The organism is Moraxella sp. CTOTU46711, from assembly GCF_031975715.1.
GTDB lineage: Bacteria > Pseudomonadota > Gammaproteobacteria > Pseudomonadales > Moraxellaceae > Faucicola.
In genome coordinates, this window is record NZ_DALYMP010000003.1 from 108,628 (window position 1) to 123,766 (window position 15,139).

At 42.7% G+C, this 15,139-nt stretch carries 17 protein-coding genes and 1 tRNA gene; 11 read left to right on the plus strand and 7 right to left on the minus strand.

Annotated features, from left to right (window positions below; translation table 11 throughout):
- Positions 1–66 precede the first annotated feature (66 nt).
- From RTJ53_RS06160 to RTJ53_RS06175, 4 genes are all read right to left on the minus strand, one after another.
- Positions 67–1,509, minus strand: a complete 1,443-nt coding sequence (locus tag RTJ53_RS06160) for an ATP-binding protein (RefSeq protein ID WP_312276292.1) — start codon at positions 1,507–1,509, stop codon at positions 67–69.
- A gap of 34 nt (positions 1,510–1,543) precedes the next feature.
- A complete protein-coding gene (locus tag RTJ53_RS06165) occupies positions 1,544–2,221 on the minus strand; it encodes a response regulator (RefSeq protein WP_007117116.1) in 678 nt (225 codons plus the stop codon).
- 43 nt (positions 2,222–2,264) lie between these two features.
- A complete protein-coding gene (locus tag RTJ53_RS06170) occupies positions 2,265–2,804 on the minus strand; it encodes a cytochrome b/b6 domain-containing protein (protein ID WP_312276293.1) in 540 nt (179 codons plus the stop codon).
- Positions 2,805–2,916: 112 nt separating this feature from the next.
- The gene (locus RTJ53_RS06175; RefSeq protein ID WP_076776395.1) at positions 2,917–3,192 is read right to left on the minus strand and encodes a PepSY domain-containing protein; all 276 of its coding nucleotides are present in this window, start codon (positions 3,190–3,192) and stop codon (positions 2,917–2,919) included.
- Positions 3,193–3,415: 223 nt separating this feature from the next.
- Between RTJ53_RS06175 and RTJ53_RS06180 the strand changes: the two genes are divergently transcribed.
- The 5 genes from RTJ53_RS06180 to RTJ53_RS06200 all read left to right on the plus strand — a co-directional run bounded on the left by RTJ53_RS06180 (position 3,416) and on the right by RTJ53_RS06200 (position 6,848).
- Positions 3,416–3,492, plus strand: a tRNA-Val gene (locus RTJ53_RS06180).
- A 551-nt stretch (positions 3,493–4,043) separates the two neighbouring features.
- Positions 4,044–4,469, plus strand: coding sequence for a hypothetical protein (locus RTJ53_RS06185; protein WP_312276294.1), 426 nt, complete (start codon positions 4,044–4,046; stop codon positions 4,467–4,469).
- 6 nt (positions 4,470–4,475) lie between these two features.
- Complete coding sequence (locus tag RTJ53_RS06190; RefSeq protein ID WP_312276295.1) at positions 4,476–5,051, plus strand: TetR/AcrR family transcriptional regulator; 576 nt, start codon at positions 4,476–4,478, stop codon at positions 5,049–5,051.
- A 15-nt stretch (positions 5,052–5,066) separates the two neighbouring features.
- Complete coding sequence (locus tag RTJ53_RS06195) at positions 5,067–5,888, plus strand: crotonase/enoyl-CoA hydratase family protein (protein ID WP_312276296.1); 822 nt, start codon at positions 5,067–5,069, stop codon at positions 5,886–5,888.
- 63 nt (positions 5,889–5,951) lie between these two features.
- Positions 5,952–6,848 (plus strand): alpha/beta hydrolase family protein, encoded by an 897-nt coding sequence (locus RTJ53_RS06200; protein ID WP_312276297.1) that lies wholly within the window; start codon positions 5,952–5,954, stop codon positions 6,846–6,848.
- Positions 6,849–6,951: 103 nt separating this feature from the next.
- Here RTJ53_RS06200 and RTJ53_RS06210 read toward each other — a convergent pair whose 3' ends face one another.
- Positions 6,952–7,218 carry an ArsR/SmtB family transcription factor gene (locus RTJ53_RS06210; protein ID WP_312276298.1) on the minus strand — a complete coding sequence of 89 codons (267 nt, stop codon included), beginning with the start codon at positions 7,216–7,218 and terminating at the stop codon, positions 6,952–6,954.
- Positions 7,219–7,285: 67 nt separating this feature from the next.
- On the opposite strand from RTJ53_RS06210, the gene RTJ53_RS06215 reads away from it, so the two are divergent.
- On the plus strand, positions 7,286–8,578 hold the full coding sequence (locus RTJ53_RS06215; RefSeq protein WP_312276299.1) for an arsenic transporter: 1,293 nt from the start codon (positions 7,286–7,288) through the stop codon (positions 8,576–8,578).
- 25 nt (positions 8,579–8,603) lie between these two features.
- On the plus strand, positions 8,604–9,014 hold the full coding sequence (arsC, locus tag RTJ53_RS06220) for an arsenate reductase (glutaredoxin) (RefSeq protein ID WP_312276300.1): 411 nt from the start codon (positions 8,604–8,606) through the stop codon (positions 9,012–9,014).
- 161 nt (positions 9,015–9,175) lie between these two features.
- On the opposite strand, the gene RTJ53_RS06225 is transcribed toward arsC, so the two are convergent.
- Together RTJ53_RS06225 and RTJ53_RS06230 are read right to left on the minus strand one after the other, a co-directional pair.
- Entirely contained in the window at positions 9,176–9,772 is a 597-nt protein-coding gene (locus tag RTJ53_RS06225; RefSeq protein WP_312276301.1) for an SMP-30/gluconolactonase/LRE family protein, read from the minus strand.
- A gap of 117 nt (positions 9,773–9,889) precedes the next feature.
- Entirely contained in the window at positions 9,890–10,777 is an 888-nt protein-coding gene (locus RTJ53_RS06230) for a LysR family transcriptional regulator (RefSeq protein WP_312276302.1), read from the minus strand.
- Positions 10,778–10,896: 119 nt separating this feature from the next.
- Here RTJ53_RS06230 and RTJ53_RS06235 point away from each other — a divergent pair, with 119 nt between their 5' ends.
- From RTJ53_RS06235 to RTJ53_RS06250, 4 genes are all read left to right on the plus strand, one after another.
- Positions 10,897–11,562: an NAD(P)-dependent oxidoreductase gene (locus tag RTJ53_RS06235; protein ID WP_312276303.1), complete on the plus strand. Its 666-nt coding sequence runs from the start codon at positions 10,897–10,899 to the stop codon at positions 11,560–11,562.
- A gap of 661 nt (positions 11,563–12,223) precedes the next feature.
- A complete protein-coding gene (locus tag RTJ53_RS06240) occupies positions 12,224–13,240 on the plus strand; it encodes an aliphatic sulfonate ABC transporter substrate-binding protein (protein ID WP_312276304.1) in 1,017 nt (338 codons plus the stop codon).
- A gap of 156 nt (positions 13,241–13,396) precedes the next feature.
- On the plus strand, positions 13,397–14,293 hold the full coding sequence (locus RTJ53_RS06245; protein WP_312276305.1) for an ABC transporter permease subunit: 897 nt from the start codon (positions 13,397–13,399) through the stop codon (positions 14,291–14,293).
- Complete coding sequence (locus tag RTJ53_RS06250; protein WP_312276306.1) at positions 14,293–15,084, plus strand: ATP-binding cassette domain-containing protein; 792 nt, start codon at positions 14,293–14,295, stop codon at positions 15,082–15,084. Before RTJ53_RS06245 ends, RTJ53_RS06250 begins: the two co-directional genes overlap by 1 nt.
- The last annotated feature ends 55 nt before the right edge of the window (positions 15,085–15,139 follow it).

Below are 15,139 nucleotides of genomic sequence, written 5' to 3' on the forward strand. Positions count from 1 at the left end.
GATACGCTATGTACCTTTTTTAAACGCCCCCTGTTGTTGGTCAGTTAAAATTCAGCAGTGGGCAAGTCAGCGCTTAAAGAGACTGACTTGAAAACCGCAAATCTGCCCATTCTGTTCTAGGTTCTGCATAGTAATTTGCAAACCATGAAGCTCAGCGATACGGCACACAATCGACAGACCCAAGCCACTACCAATCTCAGCTTGACCTGCGGGACGAAAAAACCGCTCTGACAGCCGAGCAAGGTCGATAGGTGCGACCCCGTTGCCATTGTCGATGACTGTAATCGCATCGCTATCTAATACTAACCGAATCGTGGTATGGTCAGGGCTATAGCGAATGGCATTATCCAATAGGTTACGCAGCAAAATACTGATTAAAGTGGCGTTACCTGTCAAAGGCAAGATAGCTTTGGCATCCACTAACACATCACGGCGTAATTGGCTGTTTTTTTCGCGGGCACGGCGGTTGACTTCTGAGAGGATGTCATTGGATAGGGCTATCCAATCAATCGGTGCAAAGGTCTGCGGGTCTAGGCCTTGCTGCGGTGCCAGTTTTGCTAAAATCAGCAACTGTTCAACCAGTCGATTGGCGCGCTCATTACTGTGACTGATTTGTCGGCAGTGACTCAGGAGTGCATCAGTTTGGCTATCGGTTAAATTGGCTTGCAAAATGGTTTGTTGTAGCACATCGGTCTGTAGCTTGATGGCAGTGAGCGGGCTGCGTAATTCATGAGAGGCATCTGCGGTAAAGCGTTTTTCACGCTCAAGGGTATCCGCGACTTTATCAAATAACCCATTAAGCGCGTTTAGCAAGGGTTGAATTTCTAACGGTGTATCAACCGATAAAGGGGTTTTATCTTCAGGGCTGCGAGTGCTCAACAAGTCACTAATCTGTTTAAGCGGAACAAAGCCACGCCGCACTGACAGCCATGTCAGCATAATCAATAGCATCACCCCAATCAGCGAGGGAACAAGTTGAATGGTTAATGATTTATAGATAATCTCTTGACGCGAATTAAGGTTTTGCCCGATGGCGATGAGATGGTTGGTGACGTCATCGTGCGCATAAAACAGGCGCCACGAGTGACTAAAGGGATTGAGCTCTTGATAGGCACTGTTGTTTTCCAAAAAACCGTGTTGTTTGGGCAAAAATGTAAAATGCTGACCGTCTTTATCAGCCATCAGTAATTTACCGTTTTTATCCCAAATCGCAAAACCCATGTAATCTTCTTCGGCATCCCCTAAATCGCCTGATAGCAAGCCATTTTCAAGATTTAAAATTTTAGGCGCATTGGCAGGGTTGGTGAGATGAAGTTTAACGTCTTGTGAGATACCAATCAGATAGCGGGCTAATTGGGTGATTTGGGTGTCATTGATTTCGTTGATTTCATGCGAAAGCCGCCATACCGATATGAGGGTAATCGATAGCCAAATAATCGGTAGTCCGATGAGCAGGGAATTGAGCAGCTGCCGTTGGATACTATAAGCTTTTTGGGTGGCATGGGTCATTGTGGTAACAGCTTAAAGCGGGATAGCGGGGGAATCATTCAGGACGCTGCAAGGCAGGATTGAGATAATAGCCAATACCACGCCGAGTGAGGATAAAATCATTGCCGAGTTTTTTTCTCAGGTTATGAATATGTACTTCAATCGCGTTGCTTTCGATATCTTGCTGCCAACCGTATAGCTTATCCTCAAGGCTGGCACGGCTATGCACCAAATTGGGATAGCTGATAAACTGCTCAAGAACAGTGATTTCTTTGGCAGTCAAATCCACCCATTTGCCTTGATAAAAAACTTGCTGCTGCTGTGGCAAGTAGCTGACATCCCCATAGCGGATTTCAGTTTGACTGCGACCTTGGCTACGGCGAATCAAAGCCTGCAAACGGGCAACCACTTCATCTAAGGCAAACGGTTTGACCAAATAATCGTCTGCCCCAGCATTCAGGCCTGCCACGCGGTTGGCAATGGCATCGCGTGCCGTAATAATCAAGACAGGCGTGTCAATCTTTTGCTGTCGCCAATTGGCTAAAATGGTCATCCCATCGCCACGTGGCAAGGTCAAATCCAATAACACAGCATCAAACACCCCTTCATGAATTGCCATTTCACCGAGTTTGGCATCAGCAAACCAATCCACCATCATGTTTTGTTGGCTTAAGCCTTTGACAATGCCATCGGCAATGGTGGCATCATCTTCAATCAGTAAAATTCGGGTCATGAGGGTTTTCCGTGGGTTTTATCTTATTTTTTAGCGAAGGTATTTATTGAACGGTTTTTTCACCCGTTATCATCGATTTTACCAAGTTTTGCTGTTGTAGTCTTCCCATTATAATCGCGGCTGCCACATGTAAAGGGACTAGCACCCAAAGACTGTTGGCTAAAAATTCGTGAATCGCTTGGATGCTATCGTCTCCCCAAAATTGGTCGGTGGTTTGCAAATAGCCTGTGACACCCAGCGCGATAATAACGCCCCACAGCGCAAACATCATCAGCGCACCCAACGGATTGTGACCCAGATGACCTTGAAACTTATGCTGCTTGATGTCGGTCATATGCTCGCGAATGCGGGTTGGGGTAGGGAAAAAATTACTAAATCTGGCGTATTGGCTACCCACCAACCCCCAAATCAAACGAGACACTACGAGCGCCACGACGGCATAGCCCATGTACTCATGCACATCACTACCACCTTCAGTGACGATAAGGTTGGCAAAAATACCCGCAGCGACTGCCCAATGAGTGATGCGCACCCAAATATCCCAGACTTTGACGGTTTGTGCAGATTGTGGTTGTGGTAACATTGTTAGTTTCCATTGTCTAAAATATCAACACGGCTAAGTTAGCCGTGTGAAGGTGTAACATTGGCAAACCTACCTCAAATTACGTTGGTTGGACGGTTTGCTTATCCTATCATTAGTCGATTTCTGATTTAACGATTTTGCCGTCTTTGGTATCAAAGTACATTTCGACTTTTTTCCCACCTTTGCTTTTGCCATACATTTCATAGCAGTTGCCATCAGTTTTGAATTTTTTGATAGTAAAGCCATGTTTTTCTAACGCTTTTTGAAAATCGGCTTGCGGGATTTGTTCGTTTTTTGGGTGCGCTTGGCAGTTGGCTTCGGCAAATGCGCTGCTGGCTGATAACATAGCAAGTGCCAATAAGCCTGAGGTGATTAATGATTTTTTCATAATGCCATCCTAAGTTTTTGATAAAGTTGTCAGGTCACGGGATAAAGTCGATACTGAGGTATATCCGAGTGGCTGAGTGTATTAAAACAACATAACCTTAACGAAAACTTAGCTGAAGATGGCGCAATAAAAATTGAAGCGAAGAATTAAAACCACTTGCAAAAGCAAAATTTTTTGGTAAAATGGCACTCCTACTTACGCAAGTAGATTGTTAGACCCTTTTAGGCATATAGCTCAGTTGGTTAGAGCACCACCTTGACATGGTGGGGGTCGTCTGTTCGAGTCAGATTATGCCTACCATATTCCAAAAGCCCCAGTCGATTGATTGGGGCTTTTTTATTGCAGTGATATCAACGGTTTACATAGTTTTTCGAGAGTTGAAATTTTGACCACTTTTGTGATTTTGGGCACCTTTTTTATTACAGAAATTGAATGGTGACCAAAAGGTGACCATTTGGTGGCCACGAATTTTTTTAAGAATTTTAATTTCACACCCACTTGTTTTTGGTCACTTTAGTAAAAATAAATAAACTTCACTGTTTTACTAATTAAGACTCAGCCGCCTTAATGACTGGTTAAAAAGCACCACACCAAGCTCACCCCCGAGATGAGTTTGCCCATTACATGATGTATCAGGTATGGCGTACGGATATCACCTACGTTCGCCTAATCAGGGGCTTTGTATACTTGGTGGCGGTAATTGATGGGTCTAGACATTGGGGAGTACCTTAAAGTACTGCTTTGCAGCATGCACTAATAGCAAAATGTTTATTGACTATTTTTAAACGTTCGTTTAAATTACTTTTATTATGATCATTAAAGAGCTAAATGGACATCGTTAACGAGTTAATATGCTAATTGAACAACCTAACCGCAAATATTGGACATATACCAGCTTAAAATGGTTGGTATGGTTTAATATTTTCACCACGATTTTGCACTATGTGGACAATATTTTGTTTTTTGAGCATTATCCCGAACCTACCTGGCTCAATCCCACGTTGGTGGATGCATTTTGGTTTGTGATGACCCCATTTGCCCTTTTGGCACTTTGGCTAATTAAACATCAGCGCTTGTATTGGGGCGTGGTGAGTATGGTGCTGTATTGCCTAATGAGTTTATTGGTATTGGGTCACTACCTCATCCCCAGTGAGCACATTAGCCTTAAGATTCATGCGTTTATTTGGTTAGAGGCACTTGCGGCGATTGGGCTATTGGTGTATGTCGTGCGTTATCTACAAGTGGCGAGATCATTTACTTTAAAAAATGAGGTATAGCGAACCATGCGACCACAAAAGCTCAGTCGAGAGCAGCTATTACAGTATTGTATGCCTGTTTTCAAACAACATGGCTATCAAGGCACTAGTATGGCGATGTTGGCAAGTGCCTGTGATTTGACCAAAGGGGCGTTTTATTATGAGTACCAAGACAAAGAAAGCTTAGTAGCAGATATGCTCAGCTATGTGCACCAATTGGTTGACCATAAATTATTTAGTTTGGTGTATGAGGCAGGCAGCGTCCAAATGCGTTATCAACGGCTACATGAGCAAGCGGTCAAGTTTTTTAGCCAAGGCGGTATGGGCTGCTTGATGGCGGTGATTGGCGGTGAGGCAAGGTATTTATCGCCATCGCTACTGGGATTAACTCGGCAGTTTTTAAGCCGTTGGCAACAAACCATGCAGGTGTTATTTGATGAGGTCTATCCTAAAGCACAGGCGGATGCCTTAGCCAAGCAAAGTGTAGCAGATTATGAAGGGGCGATTTTACTGGGGCGAATTTATGATGACCCCAGTTATTTACAAGGTGTTTATGAACGCATCGATGCTCAATTAGCCAGTAAGCGAGTTTTAGCCAATTAATACAAGGAGTCAGAGATGACATCTAATAACCAAGATAAAGCCAGTTTCCAGACCGATTATGTCCGTCTGAATGTAGAACAAAAAGATAGTGTGTTACTCATTGAGCTCAATCGCCCAGAGAAATATAACGCCTTTGATAGCTTGATGATTCAAGAGCTATCAAAGGCGCTTACTGAGTATGAGCAGCGGGATGAATTACGCTGCGCCTTACTGTATGCGCGTGGGGAGAATTTCACCACAGGGCTTGATCTAATGGAGCTGCAAGACAAGGTACTGTCAGGTATTTTTGATTATCCGAACGACCGTATTGACCCGTGGGGCGTATCTGGCATGCCGCGTACTAAACCTTATGTCGTTGCGGTACAAGGGCTTTGTTTTACGGCGGGTATCGAGCTGATGCTCAATGCCGACATTGTGATTGCCAGTGATGACAGCCGCTTTGCCCAAATGGAGGTGCAACGAGGCTTGATGCCGTTTGGTGGGGCAACCATCCGTTTTGTACAAACGGCAGGTTGGCAAAAAGCCATGCCTTATTTGCTCACTGGCGATCGCTTTGATGCCGCGACGGCAGATGCGATGGGATTGGTCAGCCAAGTAGTGCCTAAAGGCGAGCAGTTTGCCGTCGCACTTAAGATTGCCACACAGATTAGCAGCCATTCTGCCCCTTTAGCCGTCAAACGTTTATTACAATCTGCCAAACAAGGGACTGAGCAAGATCCTAAAACTGCCTTTGCCAATGTCCTTGGTTACTTACCAGATTTGTTTTTATCCCAAGATTTTGCAGAAGGTGTCGCATCCTTAAGAGAGAAACGACCAGCTCAGTTTCAAGGCAAGTAAAGAGATGACTAAGGTCAATGCCTAGTTTATCGACGCATTTTATCAACCAATGAATTGTGACTTATGACACCTACTTGTGAACACTTCACCCAAAGAGATTTTACCATTGTAGCAGCCGATGGCTTCGCATTGGCAGCCACAAGCTATGAGCCTGATGAGTATAAAGCCACGATTGTGATCGCAGGGGCAACGGGTGTGCCACAACAATTTTACCAAAGATTTTCTAGGTTTGCCGCAGACAATGGCTATCGCACAGTGACATTTGATTATAGGGGCATTGCTCGATCTAAGGTAGCGAGGCTTAAAGGCTTTAAAGCAAGTTTTCTTGATTGGGCTAGGTTAGATTTGGCGGCAGTGATTGATGAAATTGCCACAGGTGAAACCCCAACCTTTATCGTTGGACACTCATTTGGTGGTCATGCCTTTGGACTTCTACCCAACCATTATAAAATTTCAGATATGTATGTCTTTGCTACGGGTGCAGGGTGGCGTGGATGGATGACACGCCGAGAATCGATGCGCGTTAATTTGTTGTGGAATGCTATCTTACCTGCTTTAACGTTCTTTAAAGGTTATACCCCGATGTCAATGTTGGGAATGGGTGAAGATTTGCCTTATGGTGTCTATAAGCAGTGGCGACAATGGTGCAAATATCCGCATTATTTTTTTGATGACCCAATTGTATCAGAAAAAATGCAAGAAAAATTTGCCCAAATAAAGATGCCTATTGTGGCGGCAAACGCGGTGGATGATTTGTGGGCATTACCAAAATCTCGGGATGCCTTTATGCAAGGCTATACAAACGCAGACTTAACCTTGCTAGACATTCCCTTAACTGTATCACTGCCCAAGATTGGGCATATGGGCTATTTTAGAGCCAATGCCCAACCATTATGGGAAAATGTCTTATCATGGATTGAAACAACGATGACGCCATCGCTAGCTGTAACTCTCCCCTAAAATAAAACAGCTCAGACATAGCCTTAATTGGCTAAGACCACATTCAGCTTTGAAGGGAAAAACACCTATGGAGAGGTATTTTGAATTAAGCGAGGAAACGCCTTTAATTTAATTCCAATGCACCAATTATCGCTTTGCCCCAACTTGGCAACTCTTGACTAATCGAATACCAAATCCAAGTGCCTTTACGCTCACTTTCTAAAATACCGATTTGCTTTAATTGGTTTAAATGCCGTGAGATAGTTGGCTGTGGTTGGTCTAACTCGCTGATGATGTCACACACGCATAACGCTTGCTTCTGATTAAGTAGTTGCACAATTTTTAATCGGGTGGGGTCGCTTAACGCCTTGAGAAAGTCTGTTTTATTCATATATTTACATATCCAAATATATAGATTATAGTATAGATCAATTTTAACAGGTTTCTATAGGCAGTCAATGATTACCGCATTACTCATTTTTCTAGTGACTTTGATATTTGTAATATGGCAACCTAAAGGCTTGGGTATCGGTTGGACTGCCAGTATCGGGGCTGGGATAGCTTTGCTATTAGGGGTAATAACGGTTGCCGATATTCCTGTAGTGTGGAATATTGTTTGGAACGCTACCTTTGCCTTTATTGCCATTATCATCATTAGTCTGTTACTTGATGAAGCAGGCTTTTTCCGCTATATCGCCTTGCACGTTGCAAGATTAGCAAAAGGTAGCGGTAATCGGTTGTTTGCGTTTATTGTGCTACTTGGGGCGGTGGTATCGGCATTGTTTGCCAATGATGGTGTGGCTTTGATATTAACACCCATTGTGATTGCGATTTTAACCACGTTACGCTTTTCCCCTGCGACTACTCTTGCTTTTATTATGACAGCAGGGTTTATCGCTGATACCGCCAGTATTCCGCTCGTGGTGTCTAATTTGGTAAATATTGTGTCGGCTGACTTTTTTAAAATCCCTTTTACCGATTATGCCAAAGTGATGATACCAGTAAACGTGGTAGCGGTTGTCACCTCATTATTGGTATTGTATGGGTTTTATCATAAAGACATTCCTACGGTTTATGCGTTGGATTTAATCGAAAGCTCACAATCGGCTATCATGGATAAAAATACCTTTATCATGGGTTGGGTGGTGTTGGCGTTACTTTTGTTGGGTTTTTTTGTGCTTGAGCCTATAGGTGTGCCCATTAGCTTCATTGCAGGGGTTGGAGCGTTGGTGTTGCTTGTGGTAGCGAAAATGGGTAAAAAAATAACGGTGCTGCCGATTATCAAAAATGCCCCGTGGCAAGTGGTAATATTTTCATTGGGTATGTATTTGGTGGTGTATGGTTTAAAAAATGCAGGGCTGACCGATTATTTAGCTCATGAGTTAAGCCAACTCGCTAATCATGGCATGATGACAGCTACAGTAGGAACAGGGTTATTATCGGCAGGGCTTTCATCTGTCATGAATAATATGCCAACGGTGCTAATTCAGGCTTTAGCGATTGATGAGGCGACTATCCATGACCCCATGATAAAGCAAGCCATGATTTATGCCAATGTAATAGGCTGTGATTTAGGCACGAAAATTACCCCGATTGGCTCACTCGCTACCTTATTATGGTTGCACGTTTTAGCCAGTAAAAATATTACGGTGAGTTGGGGCTATTATATTAAAGTCGGTATTATTTTAACCTTGCCTGTATTGGTGGCTACATTGGTTGCATTGGCAATTTGGTTACCAATAATTCAATAATTTTAAAACTTAAAAAGGAACAAGTATGCAAAATATCACAATTTACCACAACCCTAACTGTGGCACATCACGCAACACGCTTGCTCTTATCAAACATCAAGGCATTGAGCCTTCTGTTATTCAGTATTTGGATAACCCACCTGATGAAACAACCCTGCATGATTTAATTACCAAAATGGGTATTACCCCAAGACAATTACTGCGTGTAAATGTGCCGCCTTACGCTGAACGTAGGCTAGATAACCTTAGTTTGACTGATGATGACCTTATTCAAGCTATGTTAGCTGACCCACTTCTAATCAATCGTCCAATCGTTGTGAGTGATAAAGGCGTTAAGCTGTGCCGTCCTTCCGAAGTTGTACTAGATTTGATTGATACGCCCTTAACCAAAACCTTTATCAAAGAAGATGGGGAAAAGATTGAGCCGACAATTTAGTCAAAACACCTGTTTTTATTGAACTTGTAAGCCATTACAGGGAATCCCCAGTAACGGCTTTCTCATTTCAGCAATAAACTATCGTATTGATTTGAACCACAACTTGTATATTAGGACTTACGCAAAAATTTATGCTTTAACGGTATAGATTGTTTTGTGCATTAAGGTGTACCTGCATGACCCACTGAGACTTTGGTTGATATCATACGTCCAAGGTTTTCACTTTTACGATTTGCTTTATCCCAATCAGGTGCGACACACATAAACAGTGTTTTGCCGTCATCACCCCCCAAAGTCACAGCAAACACTAGTTCTGGAGCGACGTCAACTGTTTCGAGTATCTCACCCCCTTCTGCCATTTTAACGGCTCTTTGATTCACTGTATCGGCAAACCAAACAGCGCCTTCAGCATCTAAAGCAAGCCCATCAGGCTTGATCATTGCTTTTTCCATACGTCTAGCGACACTTGGTTCATCGCCTAAACTCCCAAAGCTGGCAAAATCGTGTCTTTCCCCGAGTTTGCCATCCGCATGAACGGCAAATTTAGAGATACGATTGCCAAATAATTCATTGACAATCAGTGTTTTCTCATCGGGTGTTATCACCATACTATTAGGGAAGGATAAACCTTCGGCAACTTTTTGTGTTGAACCATCTGGTTTTACCAACACGATCCCTGTATCCTTATGGTCAGCCCCTCCCATTAAATCATAGCCAAAATTTCCCACATAGGCATTACCATTGGGTGCGACTACCATGATGCTCTTTGATAAAGGCTAACAGTGCAATTAAATTGGGTGAGAAATGCGAACCAAGGATTGTTATCGACTTAATTTTCATAGTCATGAACACAGATTGTTAATTTAAGATGAGGCCTAACCGCCAAATTTCTCCATTAAAAAATCAATGAGAAGCTGTATTTTTTTAGCTTTAACAGGTGTCGGCAAATAGTATAAATAATTGGCAGGAAAGGTTATCCAATATTCTTCAAGTACGGGTATCAGCGCTGAGTTGGTTGCTAAAGGTTCGAAGATTCGCCCTATGCCTAAACCTTGCAAAGTGGCATCTAACACTTGTTCAGAATCATTAAAAATCAGCGTGTTTTCAATGGGTTGTAGTTTATTTTCCCCATTTATCTGCAAAAATAAGGGCTCGATTCGATTACTACTCATAAAACGAAAGCCAATCATCCGATGATGTTGTAAATCATCTAGGGTCTTTGGTATGCCGTATTTGCTTGCATAGTCTAAAGAAATATACAGCCCTTGCCGAAACGCAGGATAAATGGGCTTAGCCACCACGTTATCAGTCAAGTTATTACCAAATCTTACCCCCAAATCAAACCCTGCTTCTATCAAATCCACACTAGCATTATTAATAGAGAATTCCAAAATTATCTTTGGATAACGCGCACAAAATTCTGCATAAAAAGGTTTAAATATCAGCTCGAAATGTAGCTGTGATAGGGTAATTCGTACAAGACCACTTGGTTGTTGGTACTGATCTCCAATATGTTGCCAAGTGTTTTGTAACCTAGAAATCGGTTCTCGGGTTTGGCCGTAAAGTTGTTCGCCAGCGTCGGTTAATTGTAGTTTACGTGTTGTGCGAACGAATAAGGCAATACCAACATTACGCTCCAATGTCTTAAGCGCCTTGCTTACCGATGGTATCGCGATACCTAGCTTTTTAGCCGCCTTGGTAATCGATTTTTCTTGAACAATACTATGAAAAATCAGTAATTGCCCAAAGTCAGATTGATTCATGATAACTTCTCTATTATTGTCTTTTAGCTAATAATATTTTAGCTTATTACAGACTAATCGTTTGTGAATAAGCGTTTTATAATAGCTTTATCTTAACTCAGTCAAATAAAGGAACAAAAATGAACTCACAAAAAATTGCCGTCATCGGAGCCACAGGGTATGTTGGGAAAGCGGTTGTCAAAGAATTAGCACAACGTGGACATCAAGTTACTGCGTTTGCCCGCCATATTGATAAAGTTGAACCCCAAGACAATGTCACCGCTGTACAAGCTGACGTGATGAGTGCGGATTTTCCACAAAAATTACAAGGGTTTGATGCCGTTGTGAGTGCATATAACCCCGGATGGACTAACCCCAATATTGGTGAAGAATTTACACGAGGTTCTCAGGCGATTATCGAAGGTGGTAAACAGGCAAATGTACCTTATCTGCTGATTATCGGCGGTGCTGGTAGTTTGTATGTCGCTGACAATAAACAGTTGATTGATACACCAGATTTTCCTAAAGAAATCTTTGACGGTGCCAATGCAGCACGCCATTTAATCAAATCGTTAACAGACCGTCGTGATGTGAATTGGGCGTTTATTTCTCCGCCTGCCATGCTTGGTGTAACCGCTGGTTATAGTGAAGAGCGTACAGGAGAGTATCGTTTAGGTGACAACCAACTGTTGATGAACGGCGATATACCTGCAGGTATCAGTGTGGCGGATTTAGCGATTGCCATTGCCGATGATTTAGAAAATAAAGCCCATCTTCATCAGCATTTTACAGCGGCTTCTATTTGAATGTAACCGACTGGCTGAATTTAACTGAATGACTCACAAGGGCAAGGCTGCTATTGTTATGCAGCCTTGTTGCTTGCAAAAATTTGTTCACAATCTTTTCAATAATAACCCAGTGAAAGCCAATTTCACAAACTGCAAGCGGCTATGAGTCGAAACTGAATAATACCAAACACCCTTCAATCCTATCTTCCTTCAATTCCATCTACAATATAACCTTCAATCCAATCTTTAAGCGTACCAAATTTGCTGCGCATTAAACGAACCCTTTTAATTACCGCTCAAAACTGCTCAGTTAGATTGCATTTAGGTGATTAAGCTAAGTGATTAAGCTAATAAGTACATAAGTCTACTGTACTGGTCAGCAAGTTGCTTTATCGGGTCTGCTTGATTAAAGATTGCGCCTTTTTTTCTACGGATAACAGCAGTTAATCTATTCACACTTCCCTTATATATCCGCAAGCTAAAGTATCCGCATTGTAGAGCGGTTAGCAGAATCCTCTATATTCTTATCAATTATAATTATTAAGCTTTGTTATTATTCTGTGGAATAATGTCACCATTCGATGATACTTGATAGGGCTTTATAGCATTTCATATCGAAAAAAATGAAAAATTTTGAGGATAAGGACAAATTGTCCTAAATATTGCATAAGGTGTTGTAATGAAAAAAGTTTCTGCTCTACTTATTTCGGGGTTTAGTATTAGCTTGCTATTAGCAGGTTGCCAGCAAAATACCACCAAATCTGCCAATGCGGCAACCACCAATGAAGCACAGACCAATGACACTAAGACCGTTGATTCAAAACCACTCGAAGAAGTGCGTATCGGATTACAAAGTTCAGGGGCGTTGGTGTATTTGCGTGAAAGTAAGCTGCTTGAAAAGTCGCTCGAAAAATCCGGCATCAAAGTCAATTGGGTGCAGTTTCAATCGGGACCGCCGATGCTAGAAGCGCTAAATACCAACAATATTGACTTTGGCACCACAGGGGACACGCCACCCATTTTTGCCCAAGCCGCGGGTAGTAATCTGGTGTATGTTGCCTATGAAAATCCTTCACCACAGTCTGAAGCCGTCATTGTCCCCGCCGATTCAACCTTAAAGTCAGTGGCTGAATTAAAAGGTAAATCTGTGGCGGTGACTAAAGGCTCTAGTGCCAACTATACGTTACTAAAAGCATTGGAACGTGACAAACTAAGTTTTGCAGACATAGATGTCAAGTATTTACAACCATCTGACGCCCGTGCTGCCTTTGAATCGGGGAAACTGGATGCTTGGACCGTTTGGGAGCCTTATCTATCGAGTGCCAAAATTGAGCTAAAAGCGCGAGTTTTGACCGACGCTACAGGTCTTAAGCCCAATAATACATCGTTTTATTTGGCATCAACGGATTTTGCTCAAAAACATCCCGATGTGGTTAAAGACATTGTCAAAGCCATTGATGAAGCGGATAAAGCCATTACCGCTGACCCGGTAACTTTTAGCAAAATGATCCAAAAAGTCACCAATCTAAAACCTGACGTGGCGTTAGCCTCGGTGAAATCAAGAAATTACGGTGTCAACTATATCACCGATGACATCATTCAAGCGCAGCAGCAAGAAGCTGATACTTTTTATAAAAATAAATTGCTGCCAAAACAAATACAGGTAAAAGATATTGTCTGGTATCCACCCAAGTAAAAGCTATTGCTAGTAAAAACATGGCTAGTAAAAAAGGGTAGGTAACCTTTATGACGCTAGCTTACACTTACTACTTTGAAGCGATACAGCCGACAGTTAAGCTTTTAACAGGCATTAATAAAGTTGCATTGATAAATTTGCATTGAGAGATTGTTTATGAAAACGTCAAGTTTTGTTGCGGATAATTCAGTGGTAGCGGTATCAAAGCCGCTACCTACTAAACCGATAAGGGTGGATACGTCAGTCAAGACATTGTCAACCCGCAAGGTTATTAAAACCCTATTTGAGCGTACGGGGGGTTGGTGGTTGCCGTTACTTATGTTGGCGGGTTGGCAACTGGTAGCAAGTTTTCAATTACTGCCTGAAGCTTACCTTAAAAATATTTCGTCACCCCATGCCGTTCTTCAAGCGGGCTATCAACTCATAAAAAGTGGTGAGCTTTGGCAGCATCTCGGTATTAGTGCGCTGCGAGCGTTTGCGGGGTTGTTGATTGGCGGGTTGTTTGGGTTGGGGTTTGGACTATTGACCAGCACTTTGCCTGTATTTCGCACGTTATTGGATACCACCTTTCAAATGCTGAGAAACATTCCACATTTGGCACTAATTCCTCTGGTCATCGTGTGGTTTGGGATTGATGAAGCGGCAAAGGTTTTTTTAGTGGCAGTTGGCACATTTTTTCCGATTTATTTGAATACCTATCATGGCGTTCGTAATGTAGATAAACAACTAGTTGAGATGGCAAAAAGCTATGATTTAACAGGTTGGGCATTGTTTAAAGAAGTGATTTTACCTGGCGCATTGCCGAGTATTTTGGTTGGGGTGCGTTTTTCATTGGGCATTATGTGGCTGACGCTGATTGTGGCGGAAACCATTTCGGCCACCACAGGCATTGGGTATTTAGCCATGCACGCTCGCGAGTTTTTTCAGATTGATATCATTATGTTTTCAATCTTGGTTTATGCATTATTAGGGTTTTTAGCCGATTTTATTGCCAAAAAGCTTGAGTTTGTTTGGCTCAAATGGCACCCCGCGTATCAACAAGGAGCACACTAATGTCAACGCCATTGTCAGCACCATTGTCAGCGCCTTCAAGAGCGCCATCAAAAACATCAGCAGGATTGGCTTTAAGCTTAACAAATGTGGTCAAAAAATTTGACAATCGAGAAGTCATTAAAAACCTAGATTTGCACATTCAAAGTGGTGATTTTATCGCTATTGTCGGGCACAGTGGCTGTGGCAAATCAACGTTGCTGCGTTTACTTGCTCAGTTAGAAACGGCGAGTAGTGGGGAGTTGACAGCCATGTCAATTGCCAATCAAGCAATGTCGCCTCAGGCATGGCGACAAGCCACGCGGCTGATGTTTCAAGATGACCGATTATTACCTTGGAAAACGGTACTGGAAAATGTGGGGCTTGGGCTAAAAACGCCAGACTGGAAAGCGCAAGCGTTGAAAGCGTTGGCAGAGGTCGGTTTGGCAGAGCGGGCGGATGATTGGCCATCGGCATTGTCAGGGGGGCAAAAGCAGCGAGTGGCTTTGGCCAGAGCGATTATTCATCGTCCGCAGCTGTTGCTACTTGATGAGCCATTGGGGGCGCTCGATGCGTTAACCCGTCTTGATATGCAGCAACTGTTGGTCAAATTATGGCAAGAACATCGATTTACGGTGATTTTAGTGACCCATGATGTCAGTGAAGCGGTCATCACGGCTGATAGGGTGATTTTAATTGAACAAGGCAAAATTGGACTGGACTTGCCAATCTTATTGCCACATCCCCGTAATAACATGACTAAAACTGCACCACTTGAGCAAATTGTGCTTGATAAAATTTTAGCGGTGCATTGAGTCTGTCAATCGTTCAATGGCAAGCCACTGACACCCTTTGGTAACACTTATTTAG

Coding starts and splice junctions, on each gene's coding strand:
- RTJ53_RS06215 (WP_312276299.1), top strand. CDS start 7,286: ATGATTACCGCATTACTCATTTTTCTAGTGACTTTGATATTTGTAATA.
- RTJ53_RS06165 (WP_007117116.1), bottom strand. CDS start 2,221: ATGACCCGAATTTTACTGATTGAAGATGATGCCACCATTGCCGATGGC.
- RTJ53_RS06185 (WP_312276294.1), top strand. CDS start 4,044: ATGCTAATTGAACAACCTAACCGCAAATATTGGACATATACCAGCTTA.
- arsC (WP_312276300.1), top strand. CDS start 8,604: ATGCAAAATATCACAATTTACCACAACCCTAACTGTGGCACATCACGC.
- RTJ53_RS06160 (WP_312276292.1), bottom strand. CDS start 1,509: ATGACCCATGCCACCCAAAAAGCTTATAGTATCCAACGGCAGCTGCTC.
- RTJ53_RS06190 (WP_312276295.1), top strand. CDS start 4,476: ATGCGACCACAAAAGCTCAGTCGAGAGCAGCTATTACAGTATTGTATG.
- RTJ53_RS06235 (WP_312276303.1), top strand. CDS start 10,897: ATGAACTCACAAAAAATTGCCGTCATCGGAGCCACAGGGTATGTTGGG.
- RTJ53_RS06250 (WP_312276306.1), top strand. CDS start 14,293: ATGTCAACGCCATTGTCAGCACCATTGTCAGCGCCTTCAAGAGCGCCA.
- RTJ53_RS06210 (WP_312276298.1), bottom strand. CDS start 7,218: ATGAATAAAACAGACTTTCTCAAGGCGTTAAGCGACCCCACCCGATTA.
- RTJ53_RS06195 (WP_312276296.1), top strand. CDS start 5,067: ATGACATCTAATAACCAAGATAAAGCCAGTTTCCAGACCGATTATGTC.
- RTJ53_RS06230 (WP_312276302.1), bottom strand. CDS start 10,777: ATGAATCAATCTGACTTTGGGCAATTACTGATTTTTCATAGTATTGTT.
- RTJ53_RS06170 (WP_312276293.1), bottom strand. CDS start 2,804: ATGTTACCACAACCACAATCTGCACAAACCGTCAAAGTCTGGGATATT.
- RTJ53_RS06225 (WP_312276301.1), bottom strand. CDS start 9,772: ATGGTAGTCGCACCCAATGGTAATGCCTATGTGGGAAATTTTGGCTAT.
- RTJ53_RS06245 (WP_312276305.1), top strand. CDS start 13,397: ATGAAAACGTCAAGTTTTGTTGCGGATAATTCAGTGGTAGCGGTATCA.
- RTJ53_RS06240 (WP_312276304.1), top strand. CDS start 12,224: ATGAAAAAAGTTTCTGCTCTACTTATTTCGGGGTTTAGTATTAGCTTG.
- RTJ53_RS06175 (WP_076776395.1), bottom strand. CDS start 3,192: ATGAAAAAATCATTAATCACCTCAGGCTTATTGGCACTTGCTATGTTA.
- RTJ53_RS06200 (WP_312276297.1), top strand. CDS start 5,952: ATGACACCTACTTGTGAACACTTCACCCAAAGAGATTTTACCATTGTA.